The sequence below is a fragment of the Streptomyces sp. NBC_00539 genome, assembly GCF_036346105.1.
Taxonomy (GTDB): domain Bacteria; phylum Actinomycetota; class Actinomycetes; order Streptomycetales; family Streptomycetaceae; genus Streptomyces.
The window spans coordinates 1254391-1278194 of record NZ_CP107811.1; the positions used below are offsets into that span (position 1 = coordinate 1254391).

The window sequence follows — 23804 nt, forward strand, 5'->3', positions numbered from 1 at the left end:
CGCCGGTCGTGACAGCGTGGCGCGACCTGGGAATGAGGTCTGTGATATGCCATAGGTCTATGCACAGGACGTTCGGTCTGGAACGGTTGCGTGTCATCTCACGCCGGCGGGCGGCAAAAAAGCCGGCACGTGGTCGTCGTGGGGCCGCCCCGGCCGAGGAAGCAGGTCCGCGTCGGTCCCAGAAGTGGGTGATGGTCGCCTCGACGCTGCCGGGATTCGCGGCACTGGCCGCGGCCTTGTTCACGTGGCTGCAGGTCGAACAGGCCGGCAAGGAGCTGGGCGTCTCTCAGGAAGGACAGATCACCAGTCGGTTCAATACCGCGGTCGTTGACTTGGGGTCAACCTCGATGCACGTCCGGATCGGCGGGATCTACGCCCTCGGGCGCATCATGCAGGACTCACAACGAGATGATCCCACCGTCACCACAGTGCTGTCCGGTTACGTCCGCGACAAAGCCAAACGGCCCACCGGGAAGCCCTCGCAGTCACCGCACCCGACCGACGACGTCTACGCAGCGCTCACCGTCCTGGTCAACCGCCCGATGAATCCACAGCGGCTCGTTCCCAATCTGAAGGAGATCGACCTCGCAGGCTTCTTGGATACTTCTGTACCGCTCTTCAAAGACAACGGCTTGACGAGACTCAATTTCCGCTCCGTAAACCTGAGCCGCTCCGACCTGAGCGGCGCGCAATTCTCGAATGCCGACTTCCGTCACGGGTTCCTGGATGATGCGAACTTGAAAGGTACCGGGCTGTTCTCTTGCGACCTGAGTGAAGCATTCCTGACCGGCGCGAGTTTGGTGAATGTACGGGTCTACAAATCCAACCTCAGTCACGCCCACCTTGGATCCACCGACCTGACGGGTGCATTCATTGCGGAGGAGACCAACCTCAGTGACGCCGATCTCTCGGAGGCAAACCTGACCGGTGCGAACCTGAGCCACCAGACCCTCATCCGGGTCAAACTGACCCGAGCGACCCTCACTCGCAGCAACCTCGCCGGCGCCGATTTACGTGACGCCGATCTGCGAGGCGTTGACTTCCGCAGCGCCGATCTCCGCGGTGCCGATTTGCGGGGCGCCGCATTGGACGAGGCCAACCTGGAAGGCGCAAAGACGGACGAGCGCACACAGGGTGCGCCCTAGCCGGGATTACGGGACGGCCCTCAACCCCAGGGGGCCGGGCCGGTGGAGGCGGACCAGGCGTGGAGCGCCTGGCGGTCGAAGCAGAGGATGCCGCACTGTTCGGCGTACTCGGCGGCCGGGGTCGTGAAGTCGCTCGTGGTCACGACCGCCGCCACGTCCGCCCCGTGGACGGCGTAACAGGTGCCGCCGAAACGCTGCATGTCCTGGGAGCCGACCTTGTTGGTGGCGCAGTAGCGCTTGCACTGGATGACGACGCGCCGCCCGTCGGGCGCGAGGGCGACGATGTCGGCGCCCAGGTCCCCCGCGCCCCCGACGACCCGCACGTCCCGGCAGCCGTCGCGTTCGCACAACTCGGCGACCGCCCCCTCGAACGCGTCGCCGTCGAGCGCGTCGTAGTCCACCCATTCGGCGGCCGTCTCGGGTGCGACGGGCTCCGGCTCCGCCGTAGCGATCTCCGTCGCGGCGATCTCCGCCGCCGCGCACTCCAGCGCCCGGGCCGCACGCCGCGCCGTCCGCCGCAGGCGCAGCCGACGTCCGGCGCGGGCGAAGCTCCACGCCGCCGTGGCGCAGGCCGCCACCACGAGGGCGGCCGCGGCCGGGTGCGCGGCGGCGGCCCCGGCCAGTATCCGTACGGCGAACCCGGCCCCGCACACCAGCAGCGCGACGGCGGCGAACCACCACGCGGTCGCGCGCAGACTGAAACGGCGTCTGCCCCCGGCCGCCGCGCGCGTCGGCCCGGGTATCCGCTCGGTCGGCATGGTCATCGGTGAATCGCCCCCCTGTAAGTACAAGATCGTTGCTGCCGTCTGCCCCGCGCGGACGGCGTTGAAGCGGTGGGCACACCCGCGACCCGGGCCCCGGCCGGCCTCTCCCGGACCCGACCGGACCCGCGGACGCGGCAGGACGAAGATTTTCGCGGGGCGGCGTTTACGCCTGCCGATCGGGGCCATACGCCTTGATGTCGGTGGGCCGGCGCTTCGAGCGGTGTGGCGGCCCATCGGGATCGGCGCCCGCGCGCGGCACCCCCTCCCCCCGGGTGTCGTGTGCGGGCCCCCATATCGGCACGACCCATACCGGCACGATCCGCCGCCGTACCCCTCCGCCCGAAGGGCCGGTACGGCGGTTTCCGTTGCCCGCACCAACCCGCACACGCACGTACGCACGCACGAACCGACCGCACGGGGAAGGTTGAGGGATGTGGCACACAGAGGTGAAGTTCCGGCGCCCCGCGGGACGAGGTCCGGGCCGATGAGCGCCACAGTGGCGGACGAAGGGGTGCGCGCCGTCTCCCGGGGCGGCACCGCACGCGAATTCGCGGCGCGCAGCGGGCTCTTGGCCCGGGGCGTGCTCTACGTACTGACCGGCCTGCTGGCCGTACGCGTCGGCCTCGGAACCGGTGGCGGCCGGGAGGCGGACCGGCAGGGCGCGTTGCAGGAGCTGGCCGGGAAGCCGCTGGGCCCCTTCCTCGTCTGGGCCGTCGGCATCGGCCTGGTCTGCATGCTGCTGTGGCGGCTCTCCGAGGCGGTGTTCGGCGCCGCCGGCCCCAAGGGCGACGCGGGAACGAAGCGGCTGGCCTCGGCGGCACGGGCCGTGTTCTACGCTGCCGCCGCCTACTCCGTCCTGTCCTTCGCGGCCGGCTCGGGCGGAACCCGCTCCAGCGACGAGCAGTCCCGGGACGTGACGGCGAAGGTCCTCGGCTGGCCCGGCGGCCAATGGCTGGTCGGCGCGGTCGGCGCGGCCCTGGTCGTCGGCGGTGTCGTCATCGCCGTACGGGCCGTCCGGCGCGAGTTCCGCAAGCACATGAACCTGGGCGCCCTCTCCCCGCAGTGGCGCCGGGCCGTCGAGCTGCTCGGCGTCGCCGGCGGCGTGGCCCGCGGCACGGTCTTCGCCGCGGCGGGCGGTTTCGCGGTGCATGCCGCAGTGCGCTACGACCCCGCGAAGGCGAAGGGCGTGGACGACACCCTGCGCACCTTGACGCAGACCCCGGCCGGGCCCTGGCTGCTGGTGGCGGTGGCCGTCGGGCTGGTGCTGTTCGGGATCTTCTCCTTGGCAATGGCCCGCTGGCGGGAGGTCTGACCGACCGCAAGGGCTGCTCCGCCACGTCCGCGTCCCCCGGCCGGTTCGGCCGGGGGACGCGGACGTTCGTCCGGGCGCCGGGTACCCGGCGTCCGATCACGGCATCACGTCATGTAGCCCGGGCTCCCTTCTGCGCCTCGGGCCTCGTCGGTGGTGGCCGTGGCCCCGGCCGAGCCGCCGGTGCCACCGCTCGTGACCTCCTTGGCCTGGTCGACCGCTTCCCGGCCGGCCCGGCGCAGCCCCTCGGCCGTCTCCTGTCCCGCGTCCTCGGCTTGCTCCTGCGTGGTGGAAACGGCGTCCTGGGCGGCGGACTTGACGGACTCGACCGCCTCGGCGGCGGGTCCGCGCAGCTCGTCCCTGACGTCCTGGGCCGCTTCCAGGGCCGTCTGCTTGACGGGCTCCAGCAGTTCCTGGCCGTGCTCGCGCAACTGCCGGCCCGCCCGCTCCTCGGTCTGGGTGGTCGGCAGCAGGCCCCCTGCGAGCAGGCCTGCTCCGAAGGCGATGAGGCCTGCGGCGAGGGGGCTGCCCTGCGTCTGCCGCCGGGCCTGGGCGGGTGCCTGCTGGAGCGTCTCGGTCACGCCGCCCACCGCCTCGCGAGCGGTGTCCGCCACGCTCTCCGCGGCCTGGCCCGTGCTGTCGGCGATGCCCTGCGCGGTGTCGTACGCCGTGCCCATCACGCGCTCCCTCGCACCGGACAGCCCCCGTCGCACCGAGCGGACCCGCCGCTGCGCCATCCGGCGCGGGGCCATCTTGTCTGCGAGGAGATCGACGTTGCGCGCCAGGTGGGCGCGCCGGTACTCCACATCGGTTCTCAACTGATCGGGTGTCGCGCCCATCGGACGTCCTCCTTCACCGTTTGCACGGTCTGTTCCGGTTTGAGGTTGACGGTGCGCAGCTGTGCGCGTCCGTTGACGTAGAGGACCGCGCAGGCCACCGCCCAGACGGCTGTGACGATCAACGCGGCCCAGGCGATGTCCATGGCGTGGGCCAGGGCGAAGACGATCGTCAGGCTGCCCAGCAGCAGGGCCAGGTGGCCGGCGTAGCCTGCGCCGCCCAGCATCCCGGCGGCCTTGCCGGCCTTCGCCGACTCCTGCTTGATCTCGGCCTTCGCCAGTTCGAGCTCGTCGCGGACCAGGTGCGACAGGTCCGTGCCGATCTCGCCGACGAGGTCGCCGATCGACGGTTCGGCCTGCGGCTCGGTCGAGCGCCGGCCCGCCGTGGTCCACCGGGGTGGCGCCGACGGGACCGGTGGCCGTTCGCGGGCTGAGATGGCCACGGTCAGCCCCTTTCCGTCGCAGCGGAACCGTCGGTTCCCGGGAGGGAGCCCGGCGGGTGGACGGGCGGGGCGGGGGCGCCCTGCGGGTCCGGGGTCACGTGCGGGGGCTGCGACTGTCCGTAGGTGTCGAGCGGATCGGCGTACACGGCCCGGTCCCCGCCTCGCTCCGGGGCCGGCGTCGTGCCCGTGCCGGCGTTGGGGGGCGAGTCGGCGGCGTCCCGGTCGGGTCCGGCGGCCGGGACGGCCCGGGTGCCGGTACCGGAGCCGGAAGGCGCCGCGGCGTTGAGCCCGTGCACCACGCGCGCGGCGGCGAAGCCGGCCAGTGCGGCGCCGGCCAGGAACACGCCGGGACGGCGGCGCGCGAAGTCCTGGAGGTCGGTGACCAGGCCCTCGGGACCACGCTCTTCCATGCGGTCCGCGACCTGGCGGCCGCCTTCCGCTACGCGGCCGACCAGTCCGGCGGCGGGTGAACCGGCCGGGCCGTTCCCGCTCATCTCGCGCAGTTCGTCCGCGAACCGGCGCACGTTCTGGGCGAGCCGGCGGGTCTGGGACCCGGCCTGGTCCTGGAGTTGGCCCTTGAATTCGCCGATGAGGTCCTTGGCCTGGCTCGTGGCTTCGCCGACGACGTCCGCCGCCTGCTCCTTTGCGGTCTGGGCCACGTCGGCTGCCTTGTCGCCGGCCACCGCCGCGCTGTTCCCCAAGGCGTCCTGGGCCGTTCGCGCTACTGCCGCCGGCGCGCCCTGCGGTCGGCGGCCCGTGTCCTGGATGTCAGTCAAGGCTCCTCCTCGTGAGTCGAAGCAATCGATCGGTGCATATCCGGCGCGTACCCGGCCGATCGCGACAAACCCTAAACGGGAACAAAAAAGACATATTCGACTCAAGGTGGAATCCACGCCGAAACGGGTAGCTACCGTTCGGCAGTACACGAAGGCGGAGGGGTGCGTGATCGGTGATGGCCGACTGCAAGACCCCCGACTACCGCACGGGCAGGCGCGGGCGCCACTGGACGCACGCGCTGCGCAGCGCGCAGCGAGCCGGGGCCGTGATCGTCACGGATGACACCGGGGAGTCCGTCTCCTACTCGCACACCGACAGCGGTCCGGGCCGCCTGCGGCCCTGGGTCGGCGTGGACGGAGTCCGGTACGACAGTTACGAGGTACACCCCGAGTGGTAGCCCGCCCGCCGGCCGCCGGCGGAGCGAGGAGGGAACCGAAAGGGCCCGCCCCTGACGGGACGGGCCCTCGCTCCGGCAGCATGCGCACGCGCTACCAGCGGTACCAGCGGCCGCCACCGCCTCCCCGCGGTCGGGCCACGAAGCCGATCAGCCAGATCACCAGGACTGCCAGCGCGATCCACCACAGAATCTTGACGGCGAACCCGGCGCCGAAAAGGATCAGCACGAGCAGAAGAACGAGAAGCAGCGGGACCATGTTCATCACCCTCCGGCTGGCGCGGTCGGCCAGGGATTCGGCGTCTGCCCGCAGCTGCACCGTCCATGCACGCTCTTATGCAGTTCTTACGACCGGTGCGCGGCCCGGGCTTCAGGCCGTGGACAGAGCGCCGCGGCCGTGCCAGTCGAGGCAGACCACCAGTGCGTCGTCGTCCGCGTCGGAGTGGCGGTAGTCCCCGAGCGCCCGGAGCACCGCCGCGGGCACGTCCGCGGCGGGCAGCAGACCGGCGGAGGCGATCGCCCGGGCCAGCGCGTGCTCCTCGTACGGCTCGCCGCCGGGCGAGGAGGCGGCGTAGACGCCGTCGCTGACGAAGACCAGGCGGTCGCCGGGCAGGACGCGGAAGTCCTGGAGCGCGTACTCCGACTGGTCGAACATGCCGAGGGGGAACTGGGCCTCGAAGGGGATGCGCTCCACGACCTTGTCCCGCTGGCGCCACAGCTGCGGCGAGCCGGCGTCGACGACCTGGACCCTGCCCGTGGCCAGCTCGAAGGAGAGCAGGAGGGTGGAGACGTACGCCTCCCCGCGGTGGGTGGCGTACAGGGCCTGGTCGGCCAGGGCGGCCTGGTCCGCGATGCCCACCCCCGCGCGCCGGGCGTTGCGCAGCGCGTTGACCGCGAGGTTGGTCAGCAGGGCCGCCTGGATGCCTTCGCCCATGCCGTTGGTGATGGTGAGGGTGAGGTTCTCGGCCGTACTGGCCCAGTCGAAGTTGTCGCCGTGGATGGCGTACGCGGGCTCCAGCTGGGCGCCGATGGAGTACTCGGCCCGCGAGCAGGCGCGGGCCGGCAGCAGCTGCCACTGCATCTCCGCGGCCAGCGTGAGCCGGCTGACGCGGCGGGCCTGGAGGTAGATGTCGGTGTCGCGCTGGGCGACCAGGACCTCGTGCCCGAGCAGGCCGGCGATCTCCGCGAGGTCGTTGCGGGTCTCGGCGGTGGCGAGTTCGCCGGGCAGGGACACCGAGAGGATGCCGAACCGGTCCCCGCGGACGCTCACCGGCAGGTGCAGGACGATCATGCGGGGGCCGGCGTCCTCCTGACAGGTCACCTGACTTCCGAAGGCGCGCCCGGCGACGCTGGTGTGGACGGACAGCCCGGCGGAGGTCCGCGGCACCGCGGTGACCGGGTGCAAGGTGGCGAGGCTGTAGTCGGCCATCAGCAGCTCCACGGCATGCGCCCCGTAATGGGTGGCGAGGGCGGAGCGTGCCGCCTCGATCAGTGCATGCGGGGCGGCGGCGCGCAGGGCGCGCTCGACAGCCAGGAAGTTCGTCATCGTCGGGTCAGGCTCTCTTGGGAATCACAGTGGTGGGAGGCACAGCGGTGGGAAGGCAGACGGGGTCGGGGACACAGCGGGTGAGGCGCACACGGTTGGAGCACACAGCGGGTGAGGCGTACAGCGGGTGAGACGTTCAGCGGTTGGAGCACACAGCGTTCGAGCAGAGCTGCGGATGCATGACACAGCGTCGGGGCGTAGGGCACATCGGGCAACACTGCGCGAGCGGCGGCTCGGGCGACGGCCGGGAGCTGCCGGGATGGCTAGGAGAGGGCGCGGGATGACACAGTAGGCCAATGCCCCCGTCCGGCCCTCCCCCCGACCACCTGGCGACCGCGCACGCCCTGGGCACGGTCTCGCAGCTGCTCGACGTGCTGTGGGCGCGCGGCCAGGAGGCGGCGGCGTCCGGGTCGGTCCCGCCGTCCCAGCTGCGGGCGCTCTTCGTCATCGAAGCGAACCAAGGCACCAATCTGCGGGCCTTGGGCGAGGTGTTGGGCTCCCGCCCTTCGGCGGTGAGCCGCCTGTGCGACCGCCTGGAGGCAGTGGGGCTGTTGTGCCGGAAGGCGAGTGCCCACAGCGCGCGCGAGATCGAACTGCACCTCACTCGGGCCGGGCAGGACACGCTCGATCAAATCCGCGCTTTCCGCCGTCGCGAGGTGACCGACGTGCTGGCCTCCATGTCTCCCGTGCAGCTCGCCGCGCTCGCCGACGGGCTCGCCGCCTTCGAGCACGCCGCCGGGACCCGCATGGGAGCCCCCCGCCACGATCCCGGATCCCCGACCGCCATCGCGGAAACTGCCTGAACGGGTCCGCGCTGCGCCCCGGCCCCGGAATCGGGGCTCCCGGTACGCACTCCCCCACCAGCGATTGTTGCCATGTGGAAACTATATCGCTAGCTTGGACAACCTGGTCGTGCATCAAGGCCGGAACTGCGTCTGTCCCCCGGAGAGGTGGAGCTGCCGCAGAACCCGAAGCGAGTGACGACCCCGAGGCCGGCCTCGCGCAGCCAATGGGAGGCCTTCTGTGCCGACGACTCGCATCCACCACCTGAGCAACGACCTGTTGAGCGTGACCACGGTCCGGACGGAGACCGCGTGGATCATCGCGGTCAGCGGAGAGGTCGACATCGATACCGTCGAACCCCTGCGTCGCAGTCTGGAAGCCGCGGCTTCCCCCCGGCAGGGCCTGCCGGTCCTGCTGAACCTGAGGGACGTGCATTTCGGCGGCTCGGCCCTGATCAACACCCTGCTGCGGGCCCGTCTGAGCCTCGGCCCCGGCCGGCTCGGCCTCGTGGACCCCTCGCCCCGCGTCGTCCGGCTGCTCCGCCTGACCGGCCTGGACGCCCACTTCGCGATCGGCCCCCGCCCGGCGGCCCGCCCCGAACCCGATCCGGTCCCGAAGGTCACGCACCGCCCCTGACCCCGGGCGTCCTCCTCTCACAGGAGAGTGGCCGCCACCGGAAATGGTGCGGCGCCGAGCGGGGTAGTCGGACGTTATGACCGACGTGAACCCGAACGAACAGCAGCCCGACAAGGACGTCGCCGACTGGGTGACCGGTGACGAGCCGGCCACCGGTCCGCAACTGAGCTACCTGCACACCCTGGCCCGGGAAGCGGGCGAGGACGTGCCGGAGGACCTCACCAAAGCGGAGGCGTCACGGCTGATCGACCGCCTCCAGCAGGCCTCGCCCCGGACCGCCGCCCCCCAGGGGACGGTGCCCGCAACCCCCGCCGACGAGGCGGCCACCCGGCCCGGCGGCACCGAGAGCCCCTGACCGGGGCCGGTGACCAGGAGCCCCGACCTGCAAGCCCGACTGGGAGCCGCCATGGGCGCCGTTTCCGAGCTGCGCGCCGCGGAGCACCGTCTCACCCGGCGCATGGCCGGCTGGGACTCGTTCTGGGCGCGCCGGCTGCTGCCCGCGGTCGAGGACGCGGCCCAGCACACCAAGCTGTGGTGGGGTATTGCCCTGCTCCTGGCCGTCACCGGGGGCCGGCGCGGCCGCCGGGCCGCGGCGGCGGGCCTGACGGGGATGGCGGTGGCCGAAGTGCTGTCCAACGGTGTCGGGAAACGGCTCGTGCCCCGGGAGCGGCCGCCGAAGGAATGGTTCCATGCCGACGAGGTGGAGGACCGGCCCGACTCTTCGTCGTTCCCGTCGGGGCACACCGCCGCGGCCGTCGCCTTCACCGCGGGCGTCTCCGAGAAGTGGCCGGAAGCCGGTGCGCTGTGCCTGGCGGTGGCCGTCGCCGTCGCCGTCGAACGGGTCCACAGCGGGGCCCACTACCCCAGCGACGTGGCGGCGGGCGCGGTCATCGGGACAGTCTCCCGGGCCCTGCCCCACGCCGCTCCCGCGGCCTTTCGCCGTGTGCGGCGGTTCTTCCCGCCGCCGGCCCCGGCCCTTCGTCAGTGGCCGGGGCGGCCGTGGCGCTCGTGACGGCCGTCGGCGCCTTCCTCGTTGAACCAGTAGTCCCCGGCGGCGAGGTAACGCCTACGCGCCTCCCCCGCCACGGTGACGGCACTTCGGGTGGCGTCGGCCGCGGCGGCCACGGGGCGTTCGGTGCGGTCCTGACGGGGCTGGCGTTCGAACACGACAGGCTCCTGACGAAGCTGGGGGTGGGATCTCCCCCATGATGGCGCCGCACCCCGCCTCCCGCAGGTCGAGGCGGATCCGCCCGTCGGGGGGAGCCGTCCCGGGATGCGCGGTGCACTGTTCCGTGGCAGCCTGAACGGCCCCACGGCGCACGGTGCGCCGGGAGCCGTGCGGCGGGCCGGGGGCCGGTTCCCGTTCCCGTTCCCCTTCCCGCTCAGGACGTCTTGCCCGTACGCCCGAGGCCGATCGCGACCAGGACCGCCGCGGCGATCACCATCACCGCGTCGATCAGCAGGACCGTGTGCACCCCGTCGAAGAGCGAGGCCCGCGTGGTCGCGAGGACACCGAGCAGCGGGATCCCGATGGTGATGCCGACCTGCTGCGTGGTGGTGACGAGGCCGGTCGCCAGGCCCTGCTCCTCGTCCGGGACACCGCTGGTGACGGTCACGCCGTACGAGATGATCGCGCCGAGGTGGCACATGCTGGCCAGGGACACCGCGACGGTCGCCAGGACCGCGCCCGACTCCTCTCCCACCCCCAGCAGCGCCGCGGTCAAGGCGCCCTGGCCGAGCAGCGAACCGATCAGGGTGCGCCGGGCCCCGAGCCGGCCGATCACCTTCGGCGCGTACGAGCCGGCGACGGCGGACGCGACGCCCTGGGCACCGAAGACCAGGCCCGTGCTGAGGGAGGACAGCTGCAGGGTCTCCTGGAGGTAGAGGGTCAGGACGAACACCACCGTGGACATCATGGAGAAGGTGACCAGGCCTGCGAAGTTGCCCCAGGCCACCGTGCGCCGCCTCAGCATCGGCAGCGACACCAGCGGGGCGGGCGACTTCGACTCGACCGCGACGAACGCGGTGAGCAGGGCCACCGCGACGACCAGCGTGCCCCACACGTCCGCTCCGCCGAAGCCGCGCTGGGCCGCCGTCGACAGGGAGTAGATCAGTGCGAGCAGGCCGCCGGTGACCGTGACGGCGCCGGGCACGTCCAGCCGGGGCCGGTGCGGGGTACGCGATTCGGGCAGCAGTCCGGGGGCCAGGACGAGCACGATCACCGCGGTGACGGCCAGGAGCCCCATCGTCGAGCGCCAGCCGAGGGTGTCGGTCATGACGCCGCCGAGGACCATGCCGATGGTGAAACCGAGGGACAGCAGGGTGCCGGAGATGCCGAGGGCCTTGTCCCGCAGCGGGCCCTCGGGAAACGTGGTGGTGAGCAGCGACATGCCGGTGGGCACGATGACCGCCGCCCCGAGGCCCTGGAGGGCCCGCCCGGCCAGGAAGGACGCCGGGTCCCAGGCCGTCGAGGCGAGCAGGGACGCGGCGCCGAAGAGGACGAGGCCGATCAGGAACAGCTTCTTGCGCCCGTAGAGGTCGGCGATGCGGCCGAAGAGGAGGAGGAAGCCGCCGGAGGGCAGGGCGAAGGCGGTGACCGCCCACTGCAGGGCGGACCGGCCCAGGCCCAGGTCCTCGCCGAGCACCGGCAGGGCCACGTTCAGTACGGAGAAGTCGAGGGCCACCATGAACTGGGCGGCGCAGAGCACGAAGAGGACGAGCTTGGCGCGGCCGGTCAGCCGGTCCTCGCGAGGAGCCGTCATTTGCGGCCCGGTGGTCGTCAGTTGGGTATCGATCGCCATGGCCACCACCTTGGTGGCCCGGGAACGGCCCTGGAGAGTGGGAACTTATCCTGTTGGTGGCACCACCAGGCAGCCGACAGGGGGAGTGAGTGGCTACACCGACCGACCAGCACCGCCGTTCCGAGCTGCGGGAGTTCCTGATGAGCAGGCGGGCCAGGGTGAGCCCGACGGACGCCGGACTGCCGGTCGGCGGGGGCCGCCGGCGGACGCCGGGCCTGCGCCGCGAGGAGGTCGCGGTGCTCGCAGGGGTCGGGGTGTCCTGGTACCAGTGGCTGGAGCAGGGCCGCGACATCACCGTGTCGCCCCAGGTCCTGGACTCCGTGAGCAGGGTCTTGAAACTGACCAGCGCCGAGCGCCGGCACCTGTACGTGCTCGCGGGACTGAACCCGCCCGCCCTGGCGGTGGCGCCGGGGGACCAGGACATGTGCGACGGGCTGAAACGGCTGATCGAGGCGTGGATGCCGTTCCCCGCGCACATCATGGACGCGTACTGGAACACGGTGCTGTACAACGACGCGGCGTCGATGGTGCTCGGGATGCGTCCGGAGATCGTGCAGAACTGCCTGGTCGCGTTCTTCACCGATCCCGTCTACAAGGCGCGGTCCCGGCACTGGGAGGAGAACGCCGGCGCCGTGGTCGCCCAGTTCCGGGCGGCGTGTTCGGAGTTCCCCGATGACGACGGCTTCCGCGCGGTCGTCGAGGAGGCCAGGGAGCTGAGCCCGGAGTTCGCCGCACTGTGGGAGCGGCAGGACATCCGGCCCGGTGGTCAGCTGCAGAAGCAACTGGAGCACCCGGTCGTGGGCACGCTGCACGTCGAGTCGACCCAGCTGCGGGTCCCGGCCCGCCCCGACCTGGCGATCGTGCTGCACACCCCGCTGCCCGGCACCGGTACGGCGGAGAAGCTGGAGTGGCTGAGCTCGCCGGAGGGCCGGCGGGGCTCGATGTACCCGGTCGCCGGCTGAACCGGCGCCCGCGGCCCGAACACTCGCCGCCCGCTTCCCGCACGGTCCTGGCGTCCTTCTCGACGCGGGTGGGCGCGCGCCGGGACCGGGTCAGACCGTGTCTTCGAGGAAGCCGCCCGACTGGTGCTGCCACAGCTTCGCGTAGGCGCCGTCCGCGGCGCGCAGTTCGTCGTGCGTGCCCTGCTCGATGATCCGGCCGCGGTCGAGGACGACGAGCCGGTCCATGGTGGCCACCGTGCTGAGGCGGTGAGCGACCACGAGGGCCGTACGCCCCTCCATGAGCCGCCACAGCGCGTCCTGGACGAGGATTTCGCTCTCGGAGTCCAGGGCACTGGTCGCCTCGTCGAGCAGCAGGACCGGCGCGTCGCGCAGGATCGCCCGGGCGAGGGCGACCCGCTGGCGCTGCCCGCCGGACAGCTTCACACCCCGCTCGCCCACCATGGTGTCGAACCCCTCCGGCAGCGCGTCGGCGAACTCCGTGACGTGCGCCGCCTGCGCCGCGCGGCGGATCTCGGCGTCGGTGGCGCCCGGCCGGGCGAAGGCGATGTTCTCCCGCAGTGTGCGGTGGAACATCGCCGGGTCCTGCGGCACGTAGGCGATCAGGCTCCGCAGGTCGGTCTGGCAGAGCCTGCTGATGTCCTGCCCTCCGATGAGGATCCGGCCGGCGTCGATGTCCGTCATGCGCAGCAGCAGCCGGGTGAGCGTGGTCTTGCCGCCGCCCGACCGGCCCACGAGACCGATCTTCGATCCGCTGGGCACGGTCAGGTCGAGGCCTTCGAAGAGCGGCCGCGCGCCGGCATGGGTGAAGGTCACCCGTTCGAAGCGCACGTCGGCGCCGGCCCCGGACAGCAGCGGCTCGGGGCGCGGCGGATCGAGCACCGTCGGCCGCACCAACAGCAGTTCGGTGAACTGCGCGGCCTCCGTCATCGAGCTCTCCAGACGGCGGTAGATCTGGTTGAACTCGAACATGATCCGCGTCGCGTTGGAGTAGTAGGTGAAGGCGACCACGACCGCCTCCACGCCGTGTCCTCGCCCGGCGAGCGCGACGGCGAGGAACAGGCCGAGCGCGTTGGTCAGTACGGACATCGGCGCGACCAGCGTGTCGATGCGCAGGTTCCCGTAGTCCCAGGAGCGCAGCATGAGCCGCCGCGATGCGGCGACCCGCGACCGGTGCTCGGCGGCCTCGCGTTCCTCGGCACCGAACGCCCGGATCGTGTCGATGTTCATCAGGCTGTCCGCGACGTGGCCCGAAACCCGGGCGATGGCCTCCTCCCGCTCCCTGACGAGCGACTGGCGGCGGCGGATCAGGGGCGCCACACCGAAGGCGGTCAGTGTGATCATCGCCAGGAGGACCACGACGAGCAGGGGTTCGTAGTGCCACAGGACCACCGAGCCGAAGGCCAGCGGCACGAAGCTGCCCACGACCGAGAAGGTGAGCGTGTCGACGAGTTCCTCGAAGCGGGACGCGAAGCTCAGGACCCGCTTGGTCAGCGAACCGGCGAAGTTGTCGTGGAAGAACGCCGCGTCCTTGGCGAACAGTTCGTCCATGCCGATCACGTAAAGGCGCTCGATGCCGCGGGCGTCGAGGCGGTTCAGGCAGTGCAGTCCGATCCGCCAGAGCGCCTCGGCGAGCAGGAGGGTGGCGGCGAAACCGAGGACGTAGGGCAGCACCGAGCGGGTGCCGGTGCCGCCGTCCTCCGCGATGCGGCCGATGAGCTTCGCGACGACCAGCGGCGCGATGTAGTTGATGCCGATGTTGCCCAGCGCGGGGAGCAGCATCGCGGGTGCGGTCAGCCACTTGAGGCGGGCCAGCTCCCGCCCGTAGTACCGCAGGGCGAGGAGCGTTGCGCCCGTGTCCGGCGAACCTTCGCGTAATTCGTACGGTTTCATGTCAAACCCTGCCTTGTGGGACGGGCGGCCAGGAACCGCAGTGTCCTGCAAGGGCGCCCGGGCAGTCCAAGCCTTTTCCCCGCAGCGCACCCCTGTGCGCCACGGCACGCTCCTGTGCGCCGTGCGTCACCACCGCGCACTCGCCGGTTCACCCCTCGCCCGGGGTTACCGCCCGACTCCTGCGTCTGTGCAGGTGGAAACGGCTTGCGCCCCCGGGCCACCGACACGCCGCACCGGCGGTCCGGTCCGGCGGGACAGCCGGAGCCCGTCTTTCGTGTGTATCTACAAGAGGGGCCAGCTGACCAGCCAACTCCTTTAGGGGTTCGGTGACTTTTCGCCGGCAGGGCCCGGCGGATGTACTTGCGCTATTCCGCATTAACAGCACGTGAACGAAGCTTCGGAGGGGACAGTGGGGGGCTTTTTTATGATCACCCAGAGTTCTCCCGCCCGTGGTGACCAGCCCGGACCCACCGGAGCAGCACGTCGTCGACGCCCAGCCGCGCCGATCTCCCGCGGGTGTCGCGGACCGAGCTGATTTCGAGGCGGAACCGCCAATCCCCACTTGTTGCCCCGGGTGCACCCGGGGCGCCCCCACAGTCTGCGACAGAGGAGAGACCATGACCGCGCACACTCAAGAAAAGAGCATCCAGGAGCTCGAGCGCACCTGGATGGACGAGGCCATCGGCCTTGCCACCAACAGCGTGAAGAACGGTGGCGGTCCGTTCGGCGCACTGATCGCCAAGGACGGCGAAATCGTTGCGATCGGGAACAACAACGTCACCTCGCACCTGGACCCGACGGCCCACGGCGAGGTGACCGCGATCCGTGCAGCGTGTCAGGCGCTGGGCACCTTCTCGCTCGAAGGCTGCGTCCTGGTCACCTCGTGCGAGCCGTGCCCGATGTGTCTCTCCTCCGCTCTGTGGGCGCGGGTCGACCGGATCATCTTCGCCGCTGACCGCGATGACGCCGCGGGGGCCGGTTTCGACGACCGCAAGTTCTACGACCTGCTCGAGAAGCGGCCCGCGGAGCTGTGGCCGATGGAGATCGAGCGAGTGGACATGCCGAACCGTACGGCGCCGTTCGAGGCGTGGCTCGCCAAGGCCGACCGCATCGACTACTGAAACCCGGTCCACCGCCCTGTCCCGGCCCACGAGTGTGGCCAGGGCAGGGCGATTTCGTTTGTCCCCCCGCTCGTCGGAAAGGATCTCCCCCCGCCCGGCAGAGCCGGCGGCGGACGCCCAGGCCGTGCAGGTCGTGCAGGTCGTGCAGGTAGTACAGAACATCCAGGACCTCGGCAGGTAGCCGAAAGGGTGCCCCCGCGCGTGTGCGAACGAACGCAAACGCGCGGGGGCACCCTTGTCGGTCCGGGTGAGCCGTCAGTCGCCCTCTGTTTCGAAGGTGCGCAGCAGATCGGCGGCGACGCTCACGGCGATCGTCGCGGGTTCCTTGCCGGTGACGTCGGCGAGCCCGATCGGGGTCTTGATCCGGTCGATGGTCGCCTCGTCGTGACCGCCCTCGGTGGCGAGGCGCTTGCGGAACCTCACCCACTTGGCCGCCGACCCGATCAGCCCGATGGAGCCGAGCTGCGGGGTGCGCAAGGCGGCGTCGCACAGCGCGGCGTCCTCGGCGTGGTCGTGGGTCATGATCAGGACGTGGGTACCGCGCGGCAGCTCCTCCAGCACCTCCTCGGGCAGCAGGGGCGTGTGGTGCACGTGCACCTGCGCCACCGAGTCCTCCAGGACGTCGAGCCGCTCCTTGGTGAGCATGTCGGAGCGGGTGTCGATCAGGTGGAGGTCGAGGTCCTGGCGTGCCAGGATGCGCGCCAGCTCAAGCCCGACGTGACCCACGCCGAACACCGCCACCGCCCTCACCACCGGCAGGGGTTCGAGCAGCACCGAGACCGTGCCGCCGCAGCACTGCACGCCGTGCTGGTTGGTCACCTTGTCGTTCAGGGCGAAGTCGATCAGTTCCGGCTCGGCCTTCCCCGCGGCGATCATTTCCCTGGACCGGTCGATCGCGACGGCCTCCACATTGCCACCGCCGATCGACCCCCAGGTCCCACTCTGCCCCACCACCAGTTTCGCGCCGGCGTCGCGCGGGGCATGGCCGCGCACGGTCGCGACGGTCACCAGCACGCCGCACTCCCGGCGTGCCCGCAACCGCGCGACCGCAGCGACCCACGTCATGTCAGGCACCACTCAACGCGGTGGCGTCGGTGCGGACCCTGCCGCCCGTGGCGTGGCCGTTGCCGGCATGACCGTTGGCAGCGCCGTTGACGACAGATCCCTCGCGCGCGTCACCGCTGCCGGAGGCATCGCCCTGGCGGGCCGCCTCGATGGCCCAGTACACCGCCTCCGGCGTCGCCGGCGCGGCCAGCTCGACGCTGACCCCGCTCGGGCCGAACGCGGCAGCGGCCTGCCGCAGCGCTTCGCGCACGCAGAACGCCAGCATCAGGGGAGGCTCGCCCACGGCCTTGGAGCCGAACACGGCGCCCTCTTCGTGGGCGTTCTCCATCAGCGTGACGTTGAACTCCTCGGGCATCTCCGAGAAGCTCGGCAGCTTGTACGTGCTCGCGGCCTGGGTCAGCAGCCGACCGCGGTTCGGCCCGTCACTGGCGTCCCAGCGCATGTCCTCCAGCGTCAGCCAGCCCGCGCCCTGCACGAAGCCGCCCTCGACCTGACCGATGTCGATCATCGGGGAGAGGCTGTCGCCGACGTCGTGAACGATGTCGACCCGACGGATGCGGTACTTGCCGGTGAAGCCGTCCACCTCGACCTCGGCCGCGGCGGCGCCGTAGGAGAAGTACTTGAACGGCGAGCCCCGGAAGGTCTTCGCGTCCCAGTGCAGGCCCTCGGTCCGGTAGTAACCGGACGCCGACAGCTGGACCCGCTGGAAGTACGCGGTGCGCACCAGGTCGTCCCAGGCCAGCTCCTTGTCGCTGCCCAAGGCGCGGGCGACGCCCTCGACGATGCGCACGTCCGAGGCGTTCGAACCCAGCTGGCTGGCGGCCACCTGCAACAGCCGCGCGCGCAGCTGCTCGCAAGCGTTCTTGACCGCGCCACCGTTGAGGTCCGCCCCGGAACTGGCGGCGGTAGCAGAGGTGTTGGGTACCTTGTCGGTCCGCGTGGGGGCCAGCCGCACCTTGTGCAGCGGGATGCCCAGCGTGGTCGCGGCCACCTGCAGCATCTTGGTGTGCAGGCCCTGGCCCATCTCGGTGCCGCCGTGGTTGATCAGGACGGAGCCGTCCTTGTAGATCAGCACGAGCGCGCCGGCCTGGTTGAAGGCCGTGAGGTTGAACGAGATGCCGAACTTGATGCCGGTGATCGCGAGCGCCCGCTTGGTGTGCGGGTGCGCGGCGTTGAACGCCGCGATCTCGCGCTTGCGGTCGGCGATGCCGCCGTTGTTCTCGACCTGCTCCCAGACGGCGGCGATCCGCTCCGCCTGAGGGACCGGCTGGCCGTACGGCGTCGCCTGCCCCAGACCCGGCTGGTAGAAGTTGCGCTTGCGCAGCTCCATCGGGTCCAGGCCGAGCAGCGGCGCGACCCGGCCCAGGATGTCCTCGATCACCAGCATGCCCTGGGGTCCGCCGAAGCCGCGGAAGGCCGTGTTGGAGACCTTGTTGGTCTTGGCGATGCGACCGGCGACCCTCGCGTTGGGGATCCAGTACGTGTTGTCGATGTGACACAGCGCACGGGCGCACACCGGCTCGGACAGGTCCAGGCTCCAGCCGCCGTCCGCGGTCAGCGTGGCGTCCAGCGCCTGGATGCGGCCGTCGGCATCGAAGCCGATCTTCCACTCGGCGTGGAACCCGTGCCGCTTGCCGGACATGGTCAGGTCCTGGGTGCGGTTGAGCCGCACGCGGACCGGCCGGCCGGTCAGCTTGGCGCCGAGCGCGGCAATGGCCGCGAAGCCGTGCGGCTGCATCTCCTTGCCGCCGAAACCGCCGCCCATCCGCAGGCACTGCACGGTCACCTCGTGGCTGTGCAGACCGAGGACGTGCGCGACGATCTCCTGGGTCTCCGAGGGGTGCTGGGTGCTGCTCTGGATGAACACCTGCTCGGCCTCGTCGATGTAGGCCAGCGCGGCGTGCGTCTCCAGGTAGAAGTGCTCCTGGTCGGAGAACTGGAACTCGCCCGTGAACACGTGCGCGGATTCGGCGAACCCGGCGTCGATGTCGCCGGTCTCCATCACGGGCCGGGCACCGTGGAAGCTCTCGGCCGCGATCGCTTCCTTCAGCGTGATCAGGGAGGGCAGTTCGTCGAGTTCCACCTCGACGGCGGCCGCACCGAGCCGGGCCGCCTCCAGGGTCTCGCCGAGCACCCAGGCCACCGCGTGACCGTGGAACATGACCTCGTCGGGGAACAGCGGCTCGTCGTGCTTCATGCCGGCGTCGTTGACGCCGGGCACGTCGGCGACGGTGAGCACGCGGACCACGCCGGGCACGGCGAGCGCGGGCTCGGTACGCAGTGCGGTGATCTTGCCCCGGGTCTTCATGACCTGGACCGGGTAGGCGTGCAGCGTGTCCTTGGTGCGGTACACCAGGTCGTCGGTGTAGAGCGCGGTACCGGTGACGTGCAGGACCGCACTCTCGTGCGGCATGGAGACGCCGACTACGGGCTTCTCGGGACGCTCGGACAAATGGCTCATGACGACACCGCCTCGGTGGTTTGCGCGTGCAGCTTCAGCAGGCTCTGGCCGAGCATGGCGGAACGGTAGATGGCGCTGGCGCGGTGATCGCTCATCGGCGTGCCCTCGCCCCGCAGCACCCGGGCCGCTGCCTCGACGGTCTCCGCCGACCACGGCTTGCCCTCCAGGGCCGCCTCGGTGGCGAGTGCGCGGATCGGGGTGGCGGCGACGCCGCCCAGACCGATGCGTGCCTTGCGGACGATCCCGCCGTCGATGTCGAGTGCGAAACCGATCGCCACGCTGGAGATGTCGTCGAAGCGACGCTTGGCGATCTTGTGGAAGGCCGTGACCGGCGACAGCGGCAGCGGGATGCGCACCGCGCGGATCAACTCGTCGGGACGGCGCACGCTCTGCCGGTAGCCGGTGAAGTACTCGGCCAGCGGGACCACGCGCTCACCGTCGGCGTCGGCGAGCACCAGCGACGCCTCCAGCGCGAGGAGCACCGGCGGGCTGTCACCGATGGGGGAGCCGGTACCCAGGTTGCCGCCGAGGGTGCCGCTGTTGCGGATGAGCCGGGAGGCGAACTGCGGGAACAGCTCGGCCAGCAGCGGGACGTCGCCGTCGAGGCGGCGTTCGATCTCGGTGAGCGTCACTGCCGCCCCGATCTCGATGTGGTCGGCTTCGACGCGCAGTTCCCGGAGTTCGGGCAGCCGGTCGATGGCGACCACGCATTCCGCGCGGCGGGAGCGGATGTTCACCTCGACGCCGTAGTCGGTGGAGCCGGCGACCACCACCGCGTCGGGCCGCTCGCGCAGCAGCTGCAGCGTTTCGGCCAGGGTGTCCTTCCGCAGGAACGTCGCGCCGTCCTGGGTGTACTCGGTGGCGACCGGTGCCGGCGGCGCCTGCTCGCGACGCTGCGCCAGCGGGTCCTCGTCGGTGGGCTCACCGACGGCGTACGCCGCGTCGCGGATCGGGCGGTAGCCGGTGCAGCGGCACAGGTTCCCGCTCAGCGAGTGCAGGTCGAAACCGTTCGGACCGTGCTCGTGGTCGGTGCTGTCGTCCGAGTCCGAGTCCGGGGCCGCGTGCGCGCAGCGGTCGGGCCGGTAGTACTCGGCGGCCATGCTGCAGATGAATCCGGGCGTGCAGTACCCGCACTGGGAACCGCCCAGGACCGCCATCTCCTCCTGCACCGGGTGCAGGGTGGCGGGCGCGCCGGATTCGCCGACGGTGGCCAGCCCCTCGGAGGTGATGACCTCCTGGCCGTCGAGCGCCGCGGCCGGGACCAGGCAGGCGTTGACCGCTACCCAGTCGGTGGGCTTGTCCACTCCGGGACGGGCCACCAGGACCGAGCAGGCGCCGCACTCACCCTCGGCGCAGCCCTCCTTGGTTCCGGTGAGACCACGCTCGCGCAGGAAATCCAGCACCGTGGTGTGGGGTGCGGCCGGAGAAATCGGGGTTTCTTTCCCATTGACCGTGATACGCGCCGCTACCATGGCACGTCCTCATTTCGGCACGCGATCGATCGGACTATCTTAGTAGCCATTTCTGAGCTTTCTACTTCGGGGCGCAGCTCTAGAACCCGGAGCGCAACAAATCAGCACGCGACGACGTGCCTAAGCGGTGATGGAGACGCAAAGATGCCCGGGGCCACAGAAAAGGGCACACCGGGAAAGGGGACTGCTCAGCAGCCGTGTGCTACACGACCCGGAGCCCAGGCGATCTTGTGAGCGAGGCGAAGCAGCTCGGAGATGGTCGACATCCGACTTCGCCTCCTTCAAGTAGCTCACGAGTCGTTGTGTCGAATTTACGTCGCCGCAGTACATCGGTCAAGCCATTGTCGGGCCGATTCCATTAAAGCCGGCCCCTCCCCGCGGCAGGCCCTCGTGCGCGAGAACCGGTCGGGCCCGGCACACGTGAGGTGTGCCGGGCCCGATGGCCTGCGGTTCAGTTCAAGTGGTGGGTGTCGTTGAGCGCCCGCACGGTGGCGGTGCCGTCCCCTTCGTACGTCACCGTCGACAGGGAGGCCGCTGCGACCTCCATGCGGAACAAGGTGTGCGCCGGGGCTCGGAGGGCGAGGCGGACCAAGGTCCTGATGGGGCCGACGTGGGAGACGACGAGGACCGTGGCTCCGGCGTGGCGGGCCATGAGGCCGTCCCGGACGGCGGCGGCCCTGCGGGCGACCTGTTGCATGGTCTCCCCCGCGCCCGACGGTGGAACCTCGGGCGAGGCGAGCCATGCGCTCAGGTCGTCCGGGTGGCGTTCGCGGACTTCGGCGAAGGTCAGGCCCTCCCAGGCGCCGAAGTCCGCTTCCCGCAGATCCCGCTCCACCTGCACGCCCAGGCCCAGGCGCGCGGCCACGGCCCGGGCGGTCTCCCGGCAGCGTCGCATCGGTGACGTGACGACCGCCTCGATGCCGCCGCGGTGGGCGAGGGCCTCTGCTACGGCCTGCGCCTGGGCGCGTCCGGCCGGAGAGAGCCCCGGGTCGGACCCTCCGCTGCCGGAGAGCCGCCGCTGCGGGGTGAGCAGGGTTTCGCCGTGCCGCAGCAGCACGAGCGTCGTCACGTCGCTCACTTCGCGGTCTTGGCGAAGTGGTCCCGAACGGCGTCGGTCTGCTGCTCCATGACGTCGATGATGGCCTCGACCACGTTCAGGTCGGCGTCCTCGGCGATCTCCAGGACCCGCGACCAGTCGAAGAAGCTGCGGTCCGGCTCGTTGGTGACGGGGAGCACGCGGATGGTGGCCTCGTAGCTGGCGACGCCGCTGGTGGGGGCGATGGCCCGGTAGGACTGGGTCTTGTTGATCTCGTCCCGGGCGGCGATCTCCTGTTGGACGAGGCGGCCGTTGAGCGTGAGCCGGAAATCGTAGCGGGCCGGGACCGTGTCCACCGAGGCTCCGTCCACCCACGTCACGTCCGTGTGGATGTCCAGGTCGCCCGGGGACACGATCTCCAGGATCTGCATGGCGTCGCGGACGGTCGCCCACACGGTGTCCGGGTCGGCCTCGAGGATGGTGGAGTGGTACATGGTGTGCTTGCGCTGGATCGGCACGGGGTGGTCCTTCTTCTACTGGTTGACGAGTCCGGTCTTGGTGACGAGGTGGTTCCCGAGGACCAGGTGGTCGATCTCGGTGCCCATGAAGCAGTTCAGGGCGTCGGTGGGGGTGCACACGATGGGCTCCCCGGCGACGTTGAACGAGGTGTTGATCAGGCAGGGCGTGTCGGTGAGTTCGATGAACTTCCGCAGCAGGGCCGTGAGCCGTGGGGTTCCCTCGTCCGTCAGCGTCTGGATGCGGGAGGTGCCGTCCACGTGTACGGCGCCGGGGATGCGGTCCTTGTACTCGTCGCGGACGGGGAAGACGAACGTCATGTACGGGGAGCTGGTCTTGCGCCCCATGTCGAAGATCTTCGGGGCCTGCTCCTCGAGGACGAGGGGGGCGAACGGGCGGAACGGCTCGCGGTGCTTGACGCGGGTGTTGATGATGTCCTTGATGTCGCCGAAGCCGGGGTTGGCGATGATGCTGCGGTGCCCCAGCGCGCGCGGCCCGTGCTCGACGCGGCCCTCGAACCAGCCGATGACGACCTTCTCCGTCAGAAGCTTCGCCACGTGCTCGACGACCTCGTCGTCGTCCAGGCGCGAGACCGTGACCCGGCCGGCGAAGCCCTCGAGGGCCTCCTCGATCGCGGCGTCGTCGTAGGACGGCCCCAGGTAGGGGGTGATGGGTGCGGCGGCGGCACGGATGTCCGCGGGGTCGGTGCCGGGGTGGTTCAGCCACGCGTGGGCCGCGGCTCCGATGGTGATGCCGGTGTCGGAGGCACCGAAGCTGACCTGCATGTCCTCGAAGCGGGAACCTTCGAACAGCGGGGTGTTGTTCAGGCAGTTCAGGGCGACGCCGCCTTCGAACAACAGCCGGTCGAGATCCGTCCTGTTCTCCAGGTGGCGGACCTGGTGGGCGGTGGCGACGTTCAGCATCTGCTGCGCGGCGGCGGCGACGCGGGCCTTGTACTCGAGGGTGTCTTCGAAGGGTCCGAAGTACTCCTCGAACAGGGCGTCGTGACTGTGCAGGTCGTCGGTCCGCAGGGGCTTGGTGAAGGTGTAGCGGCCGTCGTCGTGCAGCGTCAGGAAGTGTTCGAGGAACGGGTTCGGCGTCGGGGGCGCGGTGTACCCGGCCAGGCCCATCACCTTGTACTCGTCGTTGTTGGGGACGAAGCCGAGGAAGCGGGTGATGCAGGAGAACAAGGTGCCGATGGAGAACTCGGAGCCGGTGACGGAGTCGTCGAAGACGGTGATCCGGCCGTCGCGGATCTCGCCCGTCAAGGTCGAGAAGCGTTCGGCGCGGCCGTCGCTGACGAGGAACGCGGAGTCCTTCATGCCGGCGAGGTAGTACCCGGTCGTCGCGTGGGCCAAGTGGTGAGGGACGAAGCGGACCGTGGCCGGGTCGGGGCGGTGCCCGGTGCGGGCCTCGAAGTCGGCGAGGATCGCCTCGTGGCTGACGACCTGGTCGAACAGGTCGGATATGTTGCCCATGAGTTCGGCCTTCGCGGGCTGGGGCGCCGGCGATCTGCGGATCCCGTCCAGGATCTCGCCCAGTATCTGGCTGGACCAGTTCCAGGGGAAGGCGAACAGGTCGACGTCGTCGAACGTGATCCCGGCCTCGTCGAGGCACCAGTCGATCGCACCCTTGGGGAAGTCGGTGGTCTTCTTCTCCCGGTTGAGGCGTTCTTCCTCCACCGCGGCGACCAGGCGTCCGTCGACCAGGAGTGCGGCGGCGGCGTCGTGGCCCAAGAGGTAGTGCTTGTTGATGCCGGTTGCGCCGAGGCGTTCGGAGAAGAACTCCGACACCCGGCTGAAACCATTACATCCCAGAACAATCACGGCATTCCTTCCCGTTGTGGG

At 70.7% G+C, this 23804-nt stretch carries 23 protein-coding genes and 1 pseudogene; 9 read left to right on the forward strand and 15 right to left on the reverse strand.

Annotated elements, in window-relative coordinates:
- Nucleotides 1-59 precede the first annotated feature (59 nt).
- On the forward strand, nucleotides 60-1145 hold the full coding sequence (locus tag OG861_RS05565; protein ID WP_330261375.1) for a pentapeptide repeat-containing protein: 1086 nt from the start codon (nucleotides 60-62) through the stop codon (nucleotides 1143-1145).
- 20 nt (nucleotides 1146-1165) lie between these two features.
- Here the strand turns inward: OG861_RS05565 and OG861_RS05570 are convergent, their stop codons facing one another.
- Nucleotides 1166-1909, reverse strand: coding sequence for a restriction endonuclease (locus OG861_RS05570; RefSeq protein WP_329199918.1), 744 nt, complete (start codon nucleotides 1907-1909; stop codon nucleotides 1166-1168).
- Between the two features lie 484 nt (nucleotides 1910-2393).
- Between OG861_RS05570 and OG861_RS05575 the strand changes: the two genes are divergently transcribed.
- Entirely contained in the window at nucleotides 2394-3221 is an 828-nt protein-coding gene (locus tag OG861_RS05575; RefSeq protein WP_330261376.1) for a DUF1206 domain-containing protein, read from the forward strand.
- A gap of 104 nt (nucleotides 3222-3325) precedes the next feature.
- On the opposite strand, the gene OG861_RS05580 is transcribed toward OG861_RS05575, so the two are convergent.
- From OG861_RS05580 to OG861_RS05590, 3 genes are read right to left on the reverse strand one after another with little or no spacing between them, the layout of a single operon-like run.
- The gene (locus OG861_RS05580) at nucleotides 3326-4057 is read right to left on the reverse strand and encodes a DUF3618 domain-containing protein (protein ID WP_330261377.1); all 732 of its coding nucleotides are present in this window, start codon (nucleotides 4055-4057) and stop codon (nucleotides 3326-3328) included.
- Nucleotides 4033-4497, reverse strand: a complete 465-nt coding sequence (locus OG861_RS05585; RefSeq protein WP_329199912.1) for a phage holin family protein — start codon at nucleotides 4495-4497, stop codon at nucleotides 4033-4035. The genes OG861_RS05580 and OG861_RS05585 overlap by 25 nt, the downstream gene beginning before the upstream one ends.
- 2 nt (nucleotides 4498-4499) lie before the next feature.
- Nucleotides 4500-5273: a hypothetical protein gene (locus OG861_RS05590; protein ID WP_329199910.1), complete on the reverse strand. Its 774-nt coding sequence runs from the start codon at nucleotides 5271-5273 to the stop codon at nucleotides 4500-4502.
- A 176-nt stretch (nucleotides 5274-5449) separates the two neighbouring features.
- Here OG861_RS05590 and OG861_RS05595 point away from each other — a divergent pair, with 176 nt between their 5' ends.
- Entirely contained in the window at nucleotides 5450-5671 is a 222-nt protein-coding gene (locus tag OG861_RS05595) for a hypothetical protein (RefSeq protein WP_329199908.1), read from the forward strand.
- A gap of 91 nt (nucleotides 5672-5762) precedes the next feature.
- Here OG861_RS05595 and OG861_RS05600 read toward each other — a convergent pair whose 3' ends face one another.
- Both OG861_RS05600 and OG861_RS05605 read right to left on the reverse strand, forming a co-directional pair.
- Complete coding sequence (locus OG861_RS05600) at nucleotides 5763-5927, reverse strand: hydrophobic protein (protein ID WP_190184981.1); 165 nt, start codon at nucleotides 5925-5927, stop codon at nucleotides 5763-5765.
- Between the two features lie 111 nt (nucleotides 5928-6038).
- On the reverse strand, nucleotides 6039-7214 hold the full coding sequence (locus OG861_RS05605) for a PP2C family protein-serine/threonine phosphatase (protein WP_329199905.1): 1176 nt from the start codon (nucleotides 7212-7214) through the stop codon (nucleotides 6039-6041).
- Between the two features lie 296 nt (nucleotides 7215-7510).
- On the opposite strand from OG861_RS05605, the gene OG861_RS05610 reads away from it, so the two are divergent.
- The 4 genes from OG861_RS05610 to OG861_RS05625 all read left to right on the forward strand — a co-directional run bounded on the left by OG861_RS05610 (nucleotide 7511) and on the right by OG861_RS05625 (nucleotide 9645).
- The gene (locus tag OG861_RS05610) at nucleotides 7511-8017 is read left to right on the forward strand and encodes a MarR family winged helix-turn-helix transcriptional regulator (RefSeq protein ID WP_329199903.1); all 507 of its coding nucleotides are present in this window, start codon (nucleotides 7511-7513) and stop codon (nucleotides 8015-8017) included.
- Nucleotides 8018-8237: 220 nt separating this feature from the next.
- Nucleotides 8238-8633, forward strand: a complete 396-nt coding sequence (locus tag OG861_RS05615) for an STAS domain-containing protein (protein ID WP_329199901.1) — start codon at nucleotides 8238-8240, stop codon at nucleotides 8631-8633.
- A 76-nt stretch (nucleotides 8634-8709) separates the two neighbouring features.
- Nucleotides 8710-8988, forward strand: a complete 279-nt coding sequence (locus OG861_RS05620) for a DUF3072 domain-containing protein (RefSeq protein ID WP_330261378.1) — start codon at nucleotides 8710-8712, stop codon at nucleotides 8986-8988.
- Nucleotides 8989-9039: 51 nt separating this feature from the next.
- Nucleotides 9040-9645 (forward strand): phosphatase PAP2 family protein, encoded by a 606-nt coding sequence (locus OG861_RS05625; protein ID WP_330261379.1) that lies wholly within the window; start codon nucleotides 9040-9042, stop codon nucleotides 9643-9645.
- On the opposite strand, the gene OG861_RS05630 is transcribed toward OG861_RS05625, so the two are convergent.
- Together OG861_RS05630 and OG861_RS05635 are read right to left on the reverse strand one after the other, a co-directional pair.
- A complete protein-coding gene (locus OG861_RS05630; protein ID WP_329199897.1) occupies nucleotides 9615-9800 on the reverse strand; it encodes a hypothetical protein in 186 nt (61 codons plus the stop codon). The genes OG861_RS05625 and OG861_RS05630 overlap by 31 nt on opposite strands.
- Before the next feature lie 215 nt (nucleotides 9801-10015).
- The gene (locus OG861_RS05635; protein ID WP_330261380.1) at nucleotides 10016-11434 is read right to left on the reverse strand and encodes an MFS transporter; all 1419 of its coding nucleotides are present in this window, start codon (nucleotides 11432-11434) and stop codon (nucleotides 10016-10018) included.
- Nucleotides 11435-11574: 140 nt separating this feature from the next.
- Here OG861_RS05635 and OG861_RS05640 point away from each other — a divergent pair, with 140 nt between their 5' ends.
- Complete coding sequence (locus tag OG861_RS05640) at nucleotides 11575-12396, forward strand: helix-turn-helix transcriptional regulator (protein ID WP_329202562.1); 822 nt, start codon at nucleotides 11575-11577, stop codon at nucleotides 12394-12396.
- Between the two features lie 90 nt (nucleotides 12397-12486).
- Here the strand turns inward: OG861_RS05640 and OG861_RS05645 are convergent, their stop codons facing one another.
- A complete protein-coding gene (locus tag OG861_RS05645; protein ID WP_329199893.1) occupies nucleotides 12487-14286 on the reverse strand; it encodes an ABC transporter ATP-binding protein in 1800 nt (599 codons plus the stop codon).
- Nucleotides 14287-14903: 617 nt separating this feature from the next.
- Here OG861_RS05645 and OG861_RS05650 point away from each other — a divergent pair.
- Nucleotides 14904-15407, forward strand: a complete 504-nt coding sequence (locus OG861_RS05650; protein ID WP_330261381.1) for a nucleoside deaminase — start codon at nucleotides 14904-14906, stop codon at nucleotides 15405-15407.
- 255 nt (nucleotides 15408-15662) lie between these two features.
- Here the strand turns inward: OG861_RS05650 and xdhC are convergent, their stop codons facing one another.
- The 6 genes and pseudogenes from xdhC to OG861_RS05680 form a co-directional block, all read right to left on the reverse strand.
- Entirely contained in the window at nucleotides 15663-16472 is an 810-nt protein-coding gene (gene xdhC, locus OG861_RS05655) for a xanthine dehydrogenase accessory protein XdhC (protein WP_329199889.1), read from the reverse strand.
- 1 nt (nucleotide 16473) lies between these two features.
- Entirely contained in the window at nucleotides 16474-18933 is a 2460-nt protein-coding gene (xdhB, locus tag OG861_RS05660) for a xanthine dehydrogenase molybdopterin binding subunit (RefSeq protein WP_329199887.1), read from the reverse strand.
- Entirely contained in the window at nucleotides 18930-20405 is a 1476-nt protein-coding gene (locus OG861_RS05665) for a xanthine dehydrogenase small subunit (protein ID WP_330261382.1), read from the reverse strand. The genes xdhB and OG861_RS05665 overlap by 4 nt, the downstream gene beginning before the upstream one ends.
- A 451-nt stretch (nucleotides 20406-20856) precedes the next feature.
- Nucleotides 20857-21468: pseudogene (locus OG861_RS05670) on the reverse strand (histidine phosphatase family protein); the annotation flags it as partial.
- 11 nt (nucleotides 21469-21479) lie between these two features.
- Nucleotides 21480-21959 (reverse strand): SRPBCC family protein, encoded by a 480-nt coding sequence (locus OG861_RS05675; protein WP_329199883.1) that lies wholly within the window; start codon nucleotides 21957-21959, stop codon nucleotides 21480-21482.
- Between the two features lie 15 nt (nucleotides 21960-21974).
- Nucleotides 21975-23783 (reverse strand): carbamoyltransferase family protein, encoded by a 1809-nt coding sequence (locus OG861_RS05680; RefSeq protein ID WP_330261383.1) that lies wholly within the window; start codon nucleotides 23781-23783, stop codon nucleotides 21975-21977.
- Nucleotides 23784-23804 lie beyond the last annotated feature (21 nt).

Bases quoted from the DNA above. Each gene is read 5' to 3' on its own strand.
- OG861_RS05565 (WP_330261375.1), top strand. From the start codon at position 60: ATGCACAGGACGTTCGGTCTGGAACGGTTGCGTGTCATCTCACGCCGG.
- OG861_RS05570 (WP_329199918.1), bottom strand. From the start codon at position 1,909: ATGACCATGCCGACCGAGCGGATACCCGGGCCGACGCGCGCGGCGGCC.
- OG861_RS05575 (WP_330261376.1), top strand. From the start codon at position 2,394: ATGAGCGCCACAGTGGCGGACGAAGGGGTGCGCGCCGTCTCCCGGGGC.
- OG861_RS05580 (WP_330261377.1), bottom strand. From the start codon at position 4,057: ATGGGCGCGACACCCGATCAGTTGAGAACCGATGTGGAGTACCGGCGC.
- OG861_RS05595 (WP_329199908.1), top strand. From the start codon at position 5,450: ATGGCCGACTGCAAGACCCCCGACTACCGCACGGGCAGGCGCGGGCGC.
- OG861_RS05600 (WP_190184981.1), bottom strand. From the start codon at position 5,927: ATGGTCCCGCTGCTTCTCGTTCTTCTGCTCGTGCTGATCCTTTTCGGC.
- OG861_RS05605 (WP_329199905.1), bottom strand. From the start codon at position 7,214: ATGACGAACTTCCTGGCTGTCGAGCGCGCCCTGCGCGCCGCCGCCCCG.
- OG861_RS05610 (WP_329199903.1), top strand. From the start codon at position 7,511: ATGCCCCCGTCCGGCCCTCCCCCCGACCACCTGGCGACCGCGCACGCC.
- OG861_RS05620 (WP_330261378.1), top strand. From the start codon at position 8,710: ATGACCGACGTGAACCCGAACGAACAGCAGCCCGACAAGGACGTCGCC.
- OG861_RS05625 (WP_330261379.1), top strand. From the start codon at position 9,040: ATGGGCGCCGTTTCCGAGCTGCGCGCCGCGGAGCACCGTCTCACCCGG.
- OG861_RS05635 (WP_330261380.1), bottom strand. From the start codon at position 11,434: ATGGCGATCGATACCCAACTGACGACCACCGGGCCGCAAATGACGGCT.
- OG861_RS05640 (WP_329202562.1), top strand. From the start codon at position 11,575: ATGAGCAGGCGGGCCAGGGTGAGCCCGACGGACGCCGGACTGCCGGTC.
- OG861_RS05645 (WP_329199893.1), bottom strand. From the start codon at position 14,286: ATGAAACCGTACGAATTACGCGAAGGTTCGCCGGACACGGGCGCAACG.
- OG861_RS05650 (WP_330261381.1), top strand. From the start codon at position 14,904: ATGACCGCGCACACTCAAGAAAAGAGCATCCAGGAGCTCGAGCGCACC.
- xdhC (WP_329199889.1), bottom strand. From the start codon at position 16,472: ATGACGTGGGTCGCTGCGGTCGCGCGGTTGCGGGCACGCCGGGAGTGC.
- xdhB (WP_329199887.1), bottom strand. From the start codon at position 18,933: ATGAGCCATTTGTCCGAGCGTCCCGAGAAGCCCGTAGTCGGCGTCTCC.
- OG861_RS05665 (WP_330261382.1), bottom strand. From the start codon at position 20,405: ATGGTAGCGGCGCGTATCACGGTCAATGGGAAAGAAACCCCGATTTCT.